The organism is Ruegeria sp. CDSA079, assembly GCF_059612245.1.
Genome location: NZ_JBXWQF010000008.1, coordinates 1 through 16,539, shown reverse-complemented (window position 1 = coordinate 16,539; position 16,539 = coordinate 1). Strand labels below are relative to the sequence as shown.

The following is a 16,539-nucleotide window of genomic DNA, read 5'->3' as shown; positions in this document are numbered from 1 at the left end:
TTTGAAAGCAGGATTTTTATGCGAATTAGCGTAGGCGTCGCTGTCTCAATTCTGGTTGCCGTGTCTATCGGCGTGTCGACGTTTATTGTCCATTCTCTATGGTGGGCAACAGCGCGCGATAATAGCCGCATGCTCGCAGCAGAAATCAACAGTCAGATTGCAAACACCGTGCGTATCGAAGTTGGTGTGACGCTCGAGTCGGCCGAGGCCGCCTGGGCAGCCGTGCGAACGATCTTTGTCCAAAACGTTGTCGCGACGCGACAGGCCGACAAGCGAGAGTTTGTCTTTTTGTCACAATTGCAGGCGCAACCGAATATCTCGTGGATGTTCTTCGGCTGGCCGGATGGAAACTTTTTCGCGTCACACCGTCTAGGTGACGGTGGACTTGAGATGATTGAAATCGACAAGGACATTCGTGACCGGATGCTGCGGAGGGACCGCTACATATTCATTCCGGGCGACATTCAGTTCGAAGAGCGGACGTTTACGGAAACGTCTTATGACCCGCGGGATCATGCTTGGTTTGAAAATTTCATGGGCCTTAATTCCGCAGGGTGGATTGAAGCGCGCGACCTCCCGGAGAGTGACAAAACCATCTATGCTTTTGTTGGTCCGATTGACGTCAACCGACAGCGGCAAGGTGTTCTCGCCGTTGCGATCGAAACAGACCGGCTTTCACGCTTTCTTGCCACGCTTGCGCCCGGCGAATTTGGTGCGGCATTTATTCTGAACGCTGATGGAAAAGTCATTGCGGTACCCGATGCTGAAGCTGATGAGGTCAATCCGGCGCGTATGGGCGAAGGTGAGCTGTATGAAGTCGCTATGATCTCGGGGGAAAGGCTATTGGGTGAGTCCGGAGCGAATGCCCCCGGGAGTTTGACGAAACGCGTCGTCATCGACGGCGTGCCCTACGCAGTGGCACTGACGCCGTTGGGATTCTATGGCTGGCGTGTTGCCACGGTCATTCCAGAATCGGCTTTTCTTTCGGGGATCGACGAAACACTGATAAACCTGATCTATGTTCTGGTCGTTGTAGTCGTTGTCGCAACCGGACTGGCGATCTGGCTGATCCGAAGTGTTGTCGCAAATCCGTTAGCGCGTATCGCCGAAGACCTTGGCAAAATTGAACGCTTTGACGTCGAACGCATTTCGCGCAGACCCTCAAAATTGTCTGAGCTTGCCAATCTCTCTGCGGCAACCGCCAGCATGGCAGCTGGCCTGTCCGCATTCCGAAAGTACGTTCCCACCGATCTCGTGCGCATGCTGGTTGCTGAGGGCATCAAGCTGCAGCCTGGCGGAGACATCAAGCAAATCTCCGTGCTGTTTTGTGATGTTAGGGGTTTCACTGGCTTATCTGAGAAACTTGGGCCCAAAATCGTCCAACTGATGGAACCCTTCTTCAGCGCGGCCTCAGCGGCCATAACTCACAACGGTGGGACTATCGACAAATTCATGGGTGATGCTGTGATGGCGTTCTGGGGGGCGCCGCGCAAGGATGTCAACCACGCAGAAAACGCCTGTCGCGCTGCACTGGACCTTGTCGCTGCCTTGGAAAAATCCGGAATTGAGGATGACGCCGGCAACCCTTTACGCGTCAGAATTGGGCTGAACAGCGGCGAGGCATTGGTCGGAAACATCGGATCGGAGCAGCGTTTGAATTACACGGCAATTGGCGATGTGGTGAACGTTGCCAGCCGGTTGGAGGGGGCCAATAAGGAGTATGGTACGTTAATCCTGATCGGCCCAGAAACAAGACACCAGGCGGGTGACAAAATTATAGTGCGCGAGCTGGATACCCTTAAGGTATTTGGACGTATCGAAGAGCTGGTGGTTTACGAACTGATCTCAATGGCGGATGGGTTTGACGGATCATCTACTTGGATAGAGGCCTATGAACAGGGCCTTGCACACTATCGGGCAGGGCGGTTCGACAAGGCAGTTGCTGCATTTGAGACTGCTGACCACGCACGAAATGGAGATCCTGCCTCAGTCGCCATGATCTCCCGCGCCCAAACTCTATTGGATACGCCACCACTGGAAGACTGGCGCGCTTTTACAAGTACCAGTAAGAAGAAGTAGTTACATCCGATCAAGTATAGGCGCTTTGGTCTTGGGGCCCTTCGCAGAAATGATACCTGCTGATTGCGCGCTTGGCCCTTCGCATATGCGAATTGATGCTGCACCAGCAATCTCCCGTTGCGGATAGCACCGAGGTTAGGGAGCTCAGCGGTTTCGATCTGGTTCTGGCATTTCTCGTAGGCGTAGCAATAAGGCTCTAGACCAAAAAAACGTCATTTGATTGCCAGTGTCTGCTTTGCGAACTGTATCCGCAGCATCTGGCGATGGCGCTCAATGTCAGCAGAGGGCCGCTCCGGTTGGTAGTTGTTTTGGATAAATTGGTATTGATGAAACGGTCTGTCGTTTAGATGTTCCACAAGGAAGCAAGAGCGTATGGTTCGGAGGCATTGAATGGCAAAAGTCAGAGTAAATATTGTTGGTGCCGGTCGCGTGGGTCAAACCATCCTCGGCCTCTTGCGACACTCATCCAAGTATTCGGTTCAAGGCATAGTGAGTTCTCGATTTAGATCAGCGGAAAACGCCGCCCAAATTGCGGGAACGGGGAGAGCGGTGAAGAAATATGCGGACCTGGCACCGGCCGACCTGTGGATTTTGGCGGTGCCGGATTCTCAGATTTCGATTGCAGCAACTGAACTTGCAAAAGTTGTTGGCCAACACGATACCAATGAACCGCCTCCAGTTGCGTTTCACTGTAGCGGTTTCTATCCGGCAGATAAAATGGCGCCGCTTCAGAAGTTAGCCTGGCGACTTGCCAGTGTGCACCCGGTACTTACGTTCGCAGAGCCGGCAACCGCGATCCAGCAATTCGAGGGAACACTTTGTGGCATTGAGGGCGAAGAATCTGCCTTGGATTTTGTCAAAGACTTTCTGGCTGAGATTGGTGGAATCCCATTTCAGATCAATTCCGATAGCAAAAGCCTTTATCATGCGGCCGCCGTGTTTTCGAATAACTTCACCGTGGTTTTGCAGGCGATCGCGCGTGAGGCCTGGGCTACTGCGGGAGTGCCTGATGACATTGCAAAGCAACTGACCACTACGCTGCTTCAAGCCACAAGTGAGAATGTTGCCGCCCATGGACCGTTGGGAGCGCTTACCGGACCCGCATCACGAGGCGACACCTTTGTCGTCTCGCAACAAGAGAAAGATGTAGCCGCTTGGCACCCGGCTGCAGGAATCATCTATAAAGAGCTGAGCTTGCTCGCTCAGAAATTGAAGGCCGACGGTAAGACACAGGATTGGTTGGGTCCCGAAGGATAGCCTGACCTACAATTCAACTGAGGCTATGCGAATTCTTGGAGCCTTTGATCTTACGCTTGCGGCGAACGGCTGGTTCGACGGGCGGCACTGCGGCGTCTCAATGTAAGCCCATGAGACCGGAATGGGCCGGTCCGCGATGTTGAGTCTAACCGCTGAACCAAAGCGGCGCGTCGCCTTCCGCCCATGGTGAGTACTTGTTCATTATGTGCATGAAGGCTCCGCTTGCCAGGAAACGATCCAGCCATGCGATCAAATTCGGCCATTCTTGTGCGTCAAACCACTCCCTGTCTATATGGGCGAACTGGCGGACAAAGGGCAAAAGTGCCAGATCGGCAAGGGCTGGGCGATTTCCAAATAGCCAGGACTGCCCGGCCAGCCGTTCGTCGAGGCTGACTAAATAGCTCGCCGCTTTCCTGCGTTCTACTGTTTCGTCAACATCCGGATACCGAGTGGCATACTTTGTGTGATCCAATGCAACCTTGAATGGACCATCATTATCCGCGATCAGGTCCCACCCTTCCTGAGGCATGCCCAAAAGCCGTTGTGGATCATTTTGTTCCAGCGCCCAGATCATGATATCCAGGCTTTCGTCAAGAACCTGATCTGGCAGGCGAAGCGCTGGCACCGTTCCGGACGCGGATGTTTGCAAAAAGGCTTGTGGCTTGTCCTTTAGCCGAACCTCACGCAATTCGACTTTGATACCCGAACTCGCCAACGCGAGGCGTGCCCTCATTGCATACGGGCAGCGGCGGAACGTCCATAAGATAGGGTGATGAGCCATATGAGGATTTATCTGCACTTCGCCAGTACCGTCAAACCCTTCCTTGCCTGTCATGTTCGAACTTCTGTTTCAATGACGCCAGGTAGGATCTGTCGCAAGCTCCGTCCCCAACGTGTTAGATTGAATGCAGTTCTGGCAACGCGCGCTGGACCATGACAGGAGGGGACCGTGACGCTCTCATTTAAGGGTGCGCATTTTCCGAAAGACGTGATCTTGCACGCGGTTTTCTTCTACCTGCGCTACAGTGTTTCATACCGGGATCTGGAAGAAATCACGGCGGATCGTGGCGTTGATCTGGATCATGCAACGCTGTGTCTGACATCAACGCCAATGGGACAGTCCAGTAAGACCGACGTTGCACCTCGTGGAAACGACGACGTTCAACGACGTTATACGTTTGCGTAGAGGGGTTGTGCTCCAAGATGCGAGCAAGGAACTCGATTGCTCAACCGTATGCGTCGAGGAGAACCTGTTTTGAATAAAACGCGCGCTCGATCAACATTTGAGCCTTTTGAGTTTGGGCAACTGAGATAGCTTGGTCAAAACGTCGAACATCCACATCCTTGTCAGCGCTTTAGGTTGGCATTACCAGCCAGATTGGTACTGTGTAATAAGATCCATGAGAATGATTGTTCAATTTCAGAGGGCTATTGATGAACTTGGGAATTTGGAACTCAGCACTCCTTGCTTTTGCCGGCGCCGTGGCCTGGACCGGCACTCAATCCATTGCACAAACGGATCTGTTTGAGCGTGCGACCGAGGGCTCCGGCTACGATCTCGTGATCGAAAATGGGCGTGTGCTGGATCCGGCAACCGGTAGTGACCGAGTTCTCAACATCGGAATTGCGGATGGGGAAATTGTCACACTCTCAGATGACGATCTGAAGGGAAAACGCGAGATCGACGCATCCGGCCATATTGTTGCGCTGGGTTTCATCGACCTTCACACGCATTCGCCCTTCCCGTTTGGGGAACTCCTGCAGGTCAAGGATGGTGTTACCACTTCGCTGGATCTTGAAGCAGGCGCGTGGCCGGTGGCCGAATAAGGCGAGTTCATTCGTGGCCAGGCACGGGCGAATTACGGATCGTCCGTTGGCCATTTTGCAATTCGCATTAAGGTCATCGAGGGCAAGAATCAGCCGTGGATTGTGACCGAAGCTGGTCAGGCCGTTCCGGGCGCCGCTTTCAGTCAGATCGCGACGCCCGAACAGATCGAAGAGATGCGCACTCTGTTGCAACAAGGTCTGGACAATGGCGGTCTCGGGATTGGTTTTTTGCTGGATTACATGTCCCCCGCAATCAGTGATGAAGAATTGCGGATGATCTTTGAGGTTGCGGCCGAAAATGACACGGTGGTCTGGGCACATATCCGACGCGGGATCAACGGCGACATTCAACCGTTGCTGGATTTGCTGCCGCTTGCGCAGGAGCTCGGAGTAAAACTCCATATCTGTCACATCAACGCCAATGCGATGGGAAATGTCGGAAACTGGCTTACGGCCATAGACGAAGCCAATGCCAAAGGTGCCGATATCAGTGCCGAGATTTTCCCGTACACAGCGGGTTCAACCACCATCAAGGCAGATGTCTTTGACCGGGATTGGCAAACAATATTCGGCATCACTTACAAAGACGTGCAGTGGGCGGAAACAGGTGAGTGGTTCACCGAGGAAAGCTGGAACCGCATTCGCGAGGAGCGCCCGGATAGCAGCATCATCTACCATTACATGAAGGAAGAATGGTTGACCGAAGCCTTGCAGTGGCCAGATATGATAGTGGCGACCGACGCAATGCCCTCCTTCGATTCCAGCATCAAATCAGCACCCAATGGCGCAGGCTCATACACGCGTCTTCTGGCCCGGTTTGTTCGCGAGCTGGAAGTATTTGACACAATGGAGGCGTTCTGGCGTGGCAGCTACTTACCGGCGGCGCGTCTGGCGGAATTTGCTCCCGTTTTTGAACAGAAAGGTCGGGTCAAGGAGGGAGCAGATGCTGATCTGGTAATCTTCAAACTCGAATACCTGCGAGATAATGCTCGCTATACGGATCCTTTCCGCGAAGCGACTGGATGGGACTACGTGATCGTTGGCGGTGAAGTCGTTGTCGAAGCCGGGGACCCAACAGGAGCAACCCCGGGAGTTCATATTTTCAACAAAGCAAAGTAATAAGCTTAGCGTGGCTTTTGTTAATTCCGCTTTGCAGGTCATATATTCCCTGAAAACGTAAGGGCCTGGAAGGAATGGCAGCAAGGCCGAAAATTGCGGTACAGTGATTGTTCGGGAGCCAAGGACAAATTTCCCGCTGTCAATCATACTTTGCAAATTTCCCCTTCCGCGTTTTTCTGGCATCTGGGCGGATTGCAGCATCCGTAGCTGTTGGGCTCCAAACCGTAGCTGCCCCCTAGATCACCCAGCGACCGCTTCTGACCTCAGAATGTCTGATTTTCCAGCACTTCGTTGAATTGAATCAAGAATTTTCCGGAGCAGAACGGCAGCTCCCGGCGAGGCGATCAAGGTCAGGCGCTGGGCTGTCACAAGACGGCAACCAGCCTTCAGGTGCTCTTCGATGGCGGCCTTCAAGTTCGGATTCACGATCATCTTTCGATGAATGGCCCGCCGACGTAAACATGTTTTGCGCGGGTATCGCGCAATACCTATTAAGCTCTGGCAATTCTTTATCATCGTCGTGATTGCGCTTCAGCTTGCGATGGATCGTCGACGGCGCACGATCCAGCCGATCCGCGATCTCTGACACCGGCATGTTGGCTTCGTGCCAATTGGCAATTTTGTGACGTTCTTCCAACCTCACGTCAGGGTTGCAACGGCCCACTCGCCACCCTCCATGCAAATATCTTTCGTAATTCGGAAATTGCACTTCATTTGTGAATCCACGTCTTGCTTTTGCTACACCACACGGACAACGCGGTGTCCGCGACATTGGTTTTTTGCGTCCACGATGAAGATCGCAGAAATAGTTTCCGGCTCGACCAAAAGTCTTTGCACATGCTGAAAAACTGACGGATTGCGAAATCTGGGAATTCATTAAAGGCAAGCCTGTTGCTTTGGCCAAGTTGAAGGACGCCTATTTTTTGACGATTTCTGTTGGAAGAACATCCGTACAAGCGTGATCAATGAGCTTGGCCGCGGGAGCGAAACTTGGGCACGCATCTTGGAAGATGCCCTTATTGCCTCGTGCTGCATCCTAATTACACTTTCTACTTGCTTAGCCGAAACCCGATTGGGAAAACCGACATAGCAAGATTGCTGGATAGCCATCTACGTAATCGGCAGAGCAAAAGGGACCGGTAATTCCGGTGGAATTTAATGAGTAGAGATAGCAAATTTCTTGGCATGCTTTTGCGTCATAAGCCCGAAACGATTGGCTTGAAACTCGATCATAATGGTTGGGCTGATGTGAACGACTTGCTACTGAGGCTCAAGAAAGCCAACCGTCAGCTTACACGCGAAGAACTAGAAGAGATTGTTTCCGGCAACGACAAAAAGCGATTTACACTGAGCCCAGACAAGTCCCGCATCAGAGCAGCCCAAGGTCATTCCTTTGCTATTGATCTGGGTCTTATCCCATTGAAACCCCCGCAGCTTCTCTTTCATGGGACGGCGCGATCAAACTTGGACAGTATTTTTTCCAATGGGTTAGAAGCCAAGGGTCGAAACCAAGTTCACCTTTCCGCGGATGAGGAGACTGCTCTAAGTGTCGGTGCTCGTCATGGAAAACCGGTGGTGCTTTCGGTGGATGCGCAAGGCATGCAAAAGGAAGGTCACCAGTTTTTTCAAGCGGACAATGGCGTTTGGTTGACGGACTTTGTTCCCGCTGGTTTTTTGGGCTTCGGAAGGATGTGTCGCAACCTACAAAGTCCAATTGACGAACATGCGTGATCTGACGTTTGTTCCCGTCGAATAGATTTCGAACATGTTTCAACATGATCTCATTGAAAGGCTGCCATTTCCCCAGGGATGCGGTTTTGTACGCAGTGTACTTCTACCTGCGGCACGCGGTGTCACATCGCGATTTCGAAGAGATCATGGCTGAGCGCGGTGTCCAAGTTGACCACGCTACTCTCAACTGATGGGTTGTAAAATTCTCACCCATGGTCGCCGCGCGAGCGCAATTGAAGAAACGCCTGACACAGAAGCCCTGAAGAATGGACGAGACTTACATACGTGTTCGCGGCAAATGGAATCCCGAGCAAGATCGTCATCGACAAAGCGGCGCTAACGCGTCCGGTATTCGAGACGTGAACAGAATTCTGAGGCGATTTGGGTGCCCAACCAAAATACAGACAAGCAGGTCCAAGTATCTGAACAACATGATCGAACAGGATCATCGGTTCATCACGCGGTGTGTTCGGCACATGTGTGGGTTTAAGTCGGTCGAAACCGCCTCAGCCACATTGGATGGCATTGAGGCGGCCAACAGGATCCGGAAGCAGCAATTCTCTGGCGCTACGACCTCGGGCTTCAAGCGCTTGTGCATGATCTCTTCCAGATCTCGGTATGAAAAGGCGTATCGAACTTAGAAAAACACTGCAAACAGGATCACATCCTTTGGATATTGCGCACCTTTGATGGAAACCCTGAACAGGCTCTTGGTTGAATTATACCGGCGTCCTCTCACAGTCTGCCTTCGCGCGCGTCAATGGGGATAAGTTTGCTACAGATCTCGTCCTTGACTCTATGCTGGTTAGGAACCACAAGTGTGCATTGGTGAAATGTACTTGTTGCCGCAATGCTGCCGGCTTCGATGAACCAATGGCCTTAAAGAAAACCGTAGCATATGGCCCAGCAACAAAACGGGTTTTGCTGGGGTGTTCGGAATGTACTCGTTACTCGCAAATGTTGGCATTTGTCACATGATAAGTTCCAGACGGTGTCCAACACCGGAAAGAAGGCGATACATGAAAAATACATGGCTCATAACTTGCGTGTTTGATGTCTGATAGATCAGACAGCGGACTTCATTTTTTTCTGACTACGATTGTACTTACGCGAAGTGTTCCGTGTTTTAGCCTGACTATCGTTGTATCGGTTTTGGGAGCACAACTTACTGCTCAGGTACCGTCTGAAAGTTCACAAAACACTGGAAATGCCGATCAGTTGGTTTGCGATGACGGAATCGAAATTAGGGGGGGATCTTGTCTAAGAGAAAACCCACCCGAAAACGCATATTTGACTGGCAACTCTTACGGTTCAAGCTGGGCATGCAACCATGGTTTCCAGCGTGCTGAGGATCTATGTGAGGAAATAGAAGTTCCTGTAAATGCATATCTCGCTTCAACAGGCGACCGCTGGAAGTGCAATCGATTGTTCCAACGGGTCGAAGAGAAATGTGAAGAAGTGTTTCTACCTGAAAACGGGTTTGTCGAAACCCGATTTGGCGTACAGGAAACACATTGCAATTGGGGTTTTCGCAAAGAGGGCCAGGATTGTGTCGAAATAGAAGTCCCTGAGAACGGGCGCTTATCCGACAGGACAAGGACGGCTGGCTGGGAGTGCCTCAGGGGTTACAGGGCAACGGATACCGGTTGCGACTCTGTGGCCGTTCCTGATCATGCTTACCTCGCGTCTGACGCCTATTCTGGATGGAGATGCGAGCGTGGTTTCCGCGCGAACCAAGACAAATGCATGGCAATCATCATCCCAGCAAACGCTCATTTGAACCGAAGAGGTGATGGATGGGAATGCAATCAACCCTTCAAGCGTCAGAACAATAAATGCGCTGAAAATGTACCGAGACAATAGGCTGGTGGAATTCAACATCTCCTGACAAATCCGGAAGGACGAAGCCGTGAATCTTAACTCGATTAACGAGAATCTGGGTAAAAAGCTCAAAGCCGATAAGGCGCGCCGCTGGTCCCACGGGGTCAAATTGATAGTCGTGTCAGTGGTGCTCATCGCAGCAACAACAATAGTGGTTTTTCTTTGATGCGTAAAAATGCCCCTCCCGTGACTCTTCGGAGTCCAAAGAAGTCAACCCGAGGTCTGGAGCAGAGAGCGTTTCAGGATCGCAGTGTTCGTAAGTCGCGGAATGCTGACGTGTCAGGAGTTATTGAAGAAGAGTACGGAAAGTACCTGATAAAAGCTGGCATTCTGAGTGGCAACAGCGTAGCGCGGGCGTTTCCCAAACCACCGGCCAAGACGCAAGCCATGATTGCTGATGCCGTCGGTGAAACACCGGCAATCGCTATCGAAGCTCTAAAAGAAATACTCGAAGAGCGTGACAGGCAGCGCAGCACCCAACGCCGTTTGGAGGGAAACTCCGGCACCCTTGTTCCCAGCGAAAGGGAATATACAGAGGCTTTGCGCCAGATCAGGTTTACTTCTGCGCAGGTGACAATGCTCAGAGCGCTTTCAATTGCAGGAAAGGAAGGTTTGACTATTGGTCACCTTTCTCAGGCAGCTGGGTACACGTCGCGCGAGGCGTCCATCAAGGTCTTCAAAAAAATCGGATTATTGATCGCGGAGTATCTGGAGCTGGATCTTCCCGAAGCCGGATCGGCGCAGGCTGATGGTGCTGCTCAGATCCTGGCGTTTTCTCACATCGAAAGTGAGGATGAACCGGCAACCTGGATTATGCATCAGGAACTGCGCAGCGCTGTCCGGTCTGTTCTGTGATGCATGTATAAGTGTTTGATTGCGATGAGAATACCGAACCCGAGCCAACTCACGAAAGGTTGCACAAGTAACTTATGCTGGAGAAAAAACCATACCCGCTCGACTTGATCTATGTGCCTGTGAAGCGTGCAAAAACACTTGATCAGAACAAAGTTCTGACGCTTGCGGAAGATATCCTGAAGAACGGCCAGAAGACCCCGATTCAAATACGCGCGGACAACAAGAGGTTCGTGCTGATCGAAGGTCTCCACCGATTAGAAGCTATTCGTGCCCTTGGCGGCGATACGGTCGAAGCCTTTCTGGTGCGCGCCAGGTTACACTGACCTTTCCTTGGGTTTAGCTCTGCCTTGGCCTTCTGCGCGAAGTCCTTTCGCACCAGGTCCCGGTGCTCAGACACGAAGGCGTCGATCTCGCCAGCCTGCACATCGACCGCCTTCATGACATCGTCATGGTGGGATTGAACCTGCGCGGCGGCGTCCGGTGCCAGTAACGGCAAGACATCGTCCAGGGCACCTTTTGCAACCCAGGCCAGCAGGTTCTTTTCGTGTGCCAACCCGGAATGCGCCTTGTGACGCAGGACATAAGCGTCGGCTTTGATCTTCAGCCTGTGGCCGTCCTAGAACGCGATGACATAACCTTCGACACCCTCCAATGCCTGCGCTTCAGTCCAGAACCGATGAAGGTCCTCGACGCTTTGGAACTGCGCGACGATCGGAACGCCGTGCCGAATGGCGATGGCCTCCAGCTCCGCGTGTGGCATGTACGCCCCCGTCCACATATGCCGGATCGCCAGCAAGGTCAGCTGCGGAACGTCATAAGCTAGAACGACCCGGTTCTCGGGCGACGTGAATTCCAAGATCGGCGTGAAACCTGCCGCGATCATATCGGCGCAAAGCGCTTTGACCTCGGGCCCAGCAACGGCCCAGGCTGCCCGGGATTGGGCGGAAACACCCATCCGGGTCATGAACACCATCTCACCACCGACAGTCGACGGGTGGATCATCGAGTCGTCCAGCTTATCAAAAACCGCATGAGACATGTCCCACGGCTCTTCCTGCACCGGGCGCTTTTCTCCAAGGTTGAAGAACTTGTGGAACGGCCGTGCGATCAGTTTGCCTTCGGGGTCAAATTTTAACCCCCGGCATTCCTGCGCCAGCGCGCTGTCGAACGTGTTGTCCAGCGAGTAGAGGTAGTTGATCACCGAATATCCATCGTGGTCGAAATGAAAGATCCCGGTGTCGGGGACAATGTGCGGGAGGACGTCCTCCAGCGTTTCGATGATATGGTCCATGTCTATACTCCAGAAAAAGAAAAAGCCGCCTCGGGGTGAGACGGCCTGTTTCGGACAAAAAAGGGTGGTTTTAGATCACTCGGGTCTTAGTCCACCTGTCGAAGAGAAGCCGTCAAAAAGCACTGCGCCGCGATCATCCGCGCACAGCCGTTGTGGTATGTATGAGCTTACAAAGGTCATCTCAGCTTCTCCTGATCCCGCGCCTAAAGGGTACGGCCCTTTCGGGTCAAGAAGTTAATCCACTTTGAAAAAACGCGTAAACCGATGGGACTGGAATGACACCGACACTAAAAGCGCTGCAAGACTACAACCGATCCGATGCGAATTAGATGTATTGCAATTCCGCAATCCAGACGTTCTGCTCGCGCCCTACGAAAAGTAGCTAAGCGGGACGATACTGACTTTCGCTGCCAGCGCACCAACGGCAGCTATTTACGCATCGCGTCTGTCGCAAAGAGAAAGAGGCAAAACCGGATACAGGCCAATCACTTCGGACAATTTGAAACGGATTCCCCAGTATTTATTCACGTCAACGCCGCACGAACTTACGGCTTTCAAACTAAGTTTTCGTCGAAATTGGTAGCGAACTTATTACTAGAACCGCGCCTCTAATTGTCGAAGCTAATGCTCAGTTTATCTGAGGTAGCGATACTCTGGCAGGTTAATATATCTCCTCGGGTGACATCGCTGTCTTCAAGGGCCATTCGAGCATGCATATGGACCTGACCTTTTGTTAGACGCGCTTTGCAAGCGCCGCATACTCCGGACTGGCAACTGAAAGGTGGTGTTAAGCCCGCCGACAATATTGCATTCAGTAGCGTTTGATCTGCGGCAACAGGAACCTCGTGTGTCGCCCCGCCCAGTTCAACTTGTGCATTAGCTGCGATACCCGTCACGCTGGAAGCTGTGACTGCTGTCCCTCCGAAGCTTTCCATGTGAATGCGGTTCGCGGGTACATCCAGCGCCATCAGCGCCTGCTTTACGCCCGTATTCATGGCTCCGGGACCGCAAATCCAGTATTGGACATCTTGCGCTACAGGCGGGGCTTCCGTCACGGCGGCCTTTATAGCTTCAGCATCCACGCGTCCTTTTCGCCACGGGCTGACCCAACTCCACAGCGAAAGTGCGGATAGGACATGGCGCAGTGTGAACTGGTTGGCATGATCTGTTTTCAGCTTGTCCAGTTCTTTGCTAAAGATGATGCTCTCGCTATCAGCGTTGCCATAAATCAGATGGGCCACTGAATGAGGTTCTTCTTTGAGGACCGCGTTGATCATTGCGAAAAGCGGCGTGATGCCACTGCCTGCGCCAAAGAAATAGTGCGTGCGACGATTCACTGGGTCCGGTGTCAGGGAAAACTGACCGAATGGCGGCATGACATCGACCGTATCGCCGGGCTTTAGGTAGTCTGCGATGTGATTTGAAACCAGCCCCTTGGCCACCCGTTTTACCGTGATGCGCAGCGGGGCACCGGGTGGGTTGGAAATAGTGTAACTACGGCGCTGCTCTTTGCCATTCAGATGAAAGCGCAAGGTCACATGCTGCCCGGCTTGCCAGCGAAACGTCTCTGACAGGTTTTCAGGCAAATCAAAGGTCACGCTTGTGGCCTTGCCTTTGATCTCAGGTCGGATTTCAGCAACTTTCAGGGAATAGAAATTGGGGTTCATAGCAGCCTCAGCGATAGTCAAACGTGGTGTCGAGCGCACGGATGGTCATCCGGCCGGCCTGAGAGACGATGAGGAATTCATCCGTCTGATTCAGCGTTCCGGTTGTGTCACCCCAAATGTATTCAACACGGGTCGCGGCGGTGACACGCGTGCCGCCCTCGGTGATTTCTGAGGCAATTGTGGGCGCATTGCGCCTGGTTTCCCTGTATCCCTGGCTCGCGTCGACCACTGTGGGATCCTGATGCCAATCAGGAAGTGTTTCCCAATCGGCCACTGGATAGGAAAACTGCTCATCCTGTTGGCCCAGCCCGTATTTGATCGTGACGGTATGCACCGCCTTCGGGTGCCAGTCTGTCCAAGTCGCGGCTATTGCTGCCTCATCTGTTGCATTGAGATAGCGCGCCGCCAGGTCCTCGGGTTCGTCTGACGGACTGGCCAAGACCAGTCCGGTTGCCAGGATCGTACCGATCAAGGTTGCAAAAATGCGTTTCATTTACTTTCAAATTTGCCGGAGTGGATGGAGGTGTACGAACAGTCAATTGAAGGAGTGATCCGATATTGACTCAAGGCATCTGGCTAAGTTCCGGCCTCTTGTGTCTCAAGGAAGTCCAGGATTGCTTGTTGGTGTCTGACAACGGGGCTTTCTCCGTTGGCGGCTGGGCCGACCTCAAAAAACGGGCTGGTCAAAGACTTTTGCTGTTGCTCACAGGCGTATATGTCCTCGGCAGTGAAATCACCTGACGCCATTGGATCATCTTCGCCGATTGCGTCGCTGTCAGGATATTTCGGGCCGCCGAAATCCTTCCAGAAACTCCAACTGCTCCATTCCTGTTTCTGAAATTCCCACCCTGAGGCATTCGCGAGTTTGGTGCGGTTTTCCACGCGCGTCAGATCAGGACCCAAGGGCGTGATAATGAAGATGTTCCAGCTATCCTCGCCCGCGCCAAGCCCTATACCGGGAAACAGCATTGGCACCCAGGCCCCAATATGGGGTTCCGGTATTGCCCGGGGTGTAGGCAGGTTTTTCTCCAAATCCTTTGCATAATCAGACGCCGGCGGTTCCCAGAAGTGATAATGCGGACCTTTCCAGCCGTATTCCGCCCGTGCATGATCATACATGTGGAGCGTGTTCGAATGAAGATGGCTCAGGTGATAGACGTCGATATAGTTCTCGACCACGATCTTCCAGTTGGCCTTGATCTCATAGCTTTGCCGCGCATCGGGATATTCCATCAACTCTTCCGGTTTGTGTGGTCCCAACAGCGGATCAACCGCACCGAACCACTCAACAAGGCTTGGCGGATTTGGATCAGGATGCACAAAAAGCATACCACGCCAGATATCGACACTGGCGGGTTTCAGGCCGAGGCAGGATTTGTCGACCCCATTGGGATATTCCTTTGCTTCATCGGGAATAGAAATCAGGTTGCCCTCAAGGTCGTATGTCCAGTCATGGTAGGGGCACGTCAGCGCCTTTTGCGTTTTCCCGACAGCCCGGATCAACTGTGTACCACGGTGACGGCAGATGTTATGAAATGCCCGCAGACGGTGATCGCGCCCCATCACGATAAAGATGTTGTTCAGCCCGGCCTGGACCGAAATGAAATGACCGGGTTCCGGCACATCCTCAGCCAACCCGGCATAGCGCCAGGTTCGCGAGAAGATCAGTTGTTGTTCGCGGTCGAACCAATCTTGTGATGTATAGGCGTCAACGGGAAGGCGGTGATACATGCGGGTCATTGCAAACCTCTTAAACAAGCCAGATGGCGTAGGTCGGAAACAGGCTGGCCGCGATCATCATCAGGCCGAACACAGCCCAAAGGATCGCTACTGCCCAGAAAAGGATAGGGTCCTGATCGCGTGTGATGTCAAAGACCAGCGCGGTCTGGCCTGTCATGATCGATGGCACCAACCACCACAGAAACAGCAGACCCCAAACCCAGTAGAGCCCCAGTACAGCCGCAACCAAAAGAACTGGTAAAGCGGTATAGTTGAAAAGGCTTCGGGTGCTCATACGGTCGTCCCCAAGCTGGCGGCAAGAATCTGTGCCGCCTGTTTCAGCTCCTCGCGCCACGCTTCAGGCGGATTGAGCGGGGTCAGGGAATCCAAGTTCACATATGTAGCGGCAATCCCCTGAGAGACTGCGCGGATCTGTGTGGCAGAGGCATCCGGGGCAGCCCGTTTCAAGACAACTTCGATCACCTCAAAGAACCGTTCCAGGCTGTCGACAAGGGGTTGTCGCATTGACGGGTGATTGGCGACGGATGTGACAAGCGACTGGTAGGCCAGCATTACACGCGGATCATTGGGGACAGATTTTTCAAACAGCAGATCGATCAGATCTGCTGTCGTGCCTGTTGGTTCCAACGCGCCCCGAAGGGAGATTGTCGCCTGCGCAAACCTGTCTACAACATGGTTTATAAGGGCCCCGGTCATCTGGTCTTTGTTGCCCAAATAGTGTCGCAGGATGGGTCGTTTGACGCCGGCCTCAGTGGCGACTCGCTCTTGGGTTGCCCCCTCCAATCCGAAACGGGACACACAGGTGAGATATGCATCAAGGATCTGTTCTGATCGCTGGTCTTTCAGGCTGGGGCGGGGCATGGTTTCTCTCGTTTATTGTCACATCTGACAAATAACTACGTAAAGTATATTGTCAATAGTGACAATTAATGAACCCTTGTAACGACCAGTGCGCCCACAGCCCCGAGAGGTTGTCTCAATGCATTAAGGTTTCAGTGTTTGTTGCCGACTTAGGTAGGGTCAGGACCCATTGATTTTCGTTTTGCAGCATGATTCACGGTTCTAAAACTGAGCGGTGAACATGTCTGATCT

The 16,539-nt window shown here is 52.8% G+C and carries 14 protein-coding genes and 3 pseudogenes; 9 read left to right on the top strand and 8 right to left on the bottom strand.

What is annotated here, in order from left to right; translation table 11 throughout:
• The first annotated feature begins 18 nt into the window (after positions 1 to 18).
• Both AC2FJZ_RS10340 and AC2FJZ_RS10335 read left to right on the top strand, forming a co-directional pair.
• A complete protein-coding gene (locus AC2FJZ_RS10340) occupies positions 19 to 2,079 on the top strand; it encodes an adenylate/guanylate cyclase domain-containing protein (RefSeq protein WP_496777410.1) in 2,061 nt (686 codons plus the stop codon).
• A 390-nt stretch (positions 2,080 to 2,469) separates the two neighbouring features.
• Complete coding sequence (locus AC2FJZ_RS10335; RefSeq protein ID WP_496777408.1) at positions 2,470 to 3,336, top strand: Rossmann-like and DUF2520 domain-containing protein; 867 nt, start codon at positions 2,470 to 2,472, stop codon at positions 3,334 to 3,336.
• Between the two features lie 145 nt (positions 3,337 to 3,481).
• Here the strand turns inward: AC2FJZ_RS10335 and AC2FJZ_RS10330 are convergent, their stop codons facing one another.
• Positions 3,482 to 4,117 (bottom strand): glutathione S-transferase, encoded by a 636-nt coding sequence (locus AC2FJZ_RS10330; protein WP_496777639.1) that lies wholly within the window; start codon positions 4,115 to 4,117, stop codon positions 3,482 to 3,484.
• Positions 4,118 to 4,285: 168 nt separating this feature from the next.
• Here AC2FJZ_RS10330 and AC2FJZ_RS10325 point away from each other — a divergent pair.
• The 3 genes and pseudogenes from AC2FJZ_RS10325 to AC2FJZ_RS10315 form a co-directional block, all read left to right on the top strand.
• Positions 4,286 to 4,429, top strand: a pseudogene (locus tag AC2FJZ_RS10325) (IS6 family transposase); the annotation flags it as partial.
• A gap of 341 nt (positions 4,430 to 4,770) precedes the next feature.
• Positions 4,771 to 5,163, top strand: a complete 393-nt coding sequence (locus tag AC2FJZ_RS10320) for a hypothetical protein (RefSeq protein ID WP_496777406.1) — start codon at positions 4,771 to 4,773, stop codon at positions 5,161 to 5,163.
• A 102-nt stretch (positions 5,164 to 5,265) separates the two neighbouring features.
• The gene (locus AC2FJZ_RS10315) at positions 5,266 to 6,282 is read left to right on the top strand and encodes an amidohydrolase family protein (protein ID WP_496777404.1); all 1,017 of its coding nucleotides are present in this window, start codon (positions 5,266 to 5,268) and stop codon (positions 6,280 to 6,282) included.
• Between the two features lie 378 nt (positions 6,283 to 6,660).
• Here the strand turns inward: AC2FJZ_RS10315 and AC2FJZ_RS10310 are convergent.
• Positions 6,661 to 6,946: pseudogene (locus AC2FJZ_RS10310) on the bottom strand (helix-turn-helix domain-containing protein); the annotation flags it as partial.
• A gap of 494 nt (positions 6,947 to 7,440) precedes the next feature.
• Between AC2FJZ_RS10310 and AC2FJZ_RS10305 the strand changes: the two are divergent.
• The 4 genes and pseudogenes from AC2FJZ_RS10305 to AC2FJZ_RS10290 all read left to right on the top strand — a co-directional run bounded on the left by AC2FJZ_RS10305 (position 7,441) and on the right by AC2FJZ_RS10290 (position 11,072).
• Entirely contained in the window at positions 7,441 to 8,013 is a 573-nt protein-coding gene (locus AC2FJZ_RS10305; protein WP_496777403.1) for an RNA 2'-phosphotransferase, read from the top strand.
• Positions 8,014 to 8,057: 44 nt separating this feature from the next.
• A pseudogene (locus AC2FJZ_RS10300) lies at positions 8,058 to 8,654 on the top strand (DDE-type integrase/transposase/recombinase).
• A gap of 1,405 nt (positions 8,655 to 10,059) precedes the next feature.
• Positions 10,060 to 10,749, top strand: a complete 690-nt coding sequence (locus AC2FJZ_RS10295) for a hypothetical protein (RefSeq protein ID WP_496727133.1) — start codon at positions 10,060 to 10,062, stop codon at positions 10,747 to 10,749.
• A 74-nt stretch (positions 10,750 to 10,823) separates the two neighbouring features.
• Positions 10,824 to 11,072: a ParB N-terminal domain-containing protein gene (locus AC2FJZ_RS10290; protein ID WP_083445296.1), complete on the top strand. Its 249-nt coding sequence runs from the start codon at positions 10,824 to 10,826 to the stop codon at positions 11,070 to 11,072.
• A 293-nt stretch (positions 11,073 to 11,365) separates the two neighbouring features.
• Here the strand turns inward: AC2FJZ_RS10290 and AC2FJZ_RS10285 are convergent, their stop codons facing one another.
• The 6 genes from AC2FJZ_RS10285 to AC2FJZ_RS10260 all read right to left on the bottom strand — a co-directional run bounded on the left by AC2FJZ_RS10285 (position 11,366) and on the right by AC2FJZ_RS10260 (position 16,308).
• The gene (locus AC2FJZ_RS10285) at positions 11,366 to 12,040 is read right to left on the bottom strand and encodes an RNA ligase (protein ID WP_496673269.1); all 675 of its coding nucleotides are present in this window, start codon (positions 12,038 to 12,040) and stop codon (positions 11,366 to 11,368) included.
• Between the two features lie 608 nt (positions 12,041 to 12,648).
• Positions 12,649 to 13,638 (bottom strand): 2Fe-2S iron-sulfur cluster-binding protein, encoded by a 990-nt coding sequence (locus tag AC2FJZ_RS10280; protein ID WP_496777401.1) that lies wholly within the window; start codon positions 13,636 to 13,638, stop codon positions 12,649 to 12,651.
• Positions 13,639 to 13,714: 76 nt separating this feature from the next.
• Positions 13,715 to 14,200 (bottom strand): hypothetical protein, encoded by a 486-nt coding sequence (locus AC2FJZ_RS10275; protein WP_496777400.1) that lies wholly within the window; start codon positions 14,198 to 14,200, stop codon positions 13,715 to 13,717.
• Between the two features lie 83 nt (positions 14,201 to 14,283).
• Positions 14,284 to 15,447 carry an aromatic ring-hydroxylating oxygenase subunit alpha gene (locus AC2FJZ_RS10270; protein ID WP_496777399.1) on the bottom strand — a complete coding sequence of 388 codons (1,164 nt, stop codon included), beginning with the start codon at positions 15,445 to 15,447 and terminating at the stop codon, positions 14,284 to 14,286.
• 10 nt (positions 15,448 to 15,457) lie between these two features.
• On the bottom strand, positions 15,458 to 15,721 hold the full coding sequence (locus AC2FJZ_RS10265) for a hypothetical protein (RefSeq protein ID WP_496674516.1): 264 nt from the start codon (positions 15,719 to 15,721) through the stop codon (positions 15,458 to 15,460).
• A complete protein-coding gene (locus AC2FJZ_RS10260) occupies positions 15,718 to 16,308 on the bottom strand; it encodes a TetR/AcrR family transcriptional regulator (RefSeq protein WP_496777398.1) in 591 nt (196 codons plus the stop codon). The genes AC2FJZ_RS10265 and AC2FJZ_RS10260 overlap by 4 nt, the downstream gene beginning before the upstream one ends.
• Positions 16,309 to 16,539: the final 231 nt, after the last annotated feature.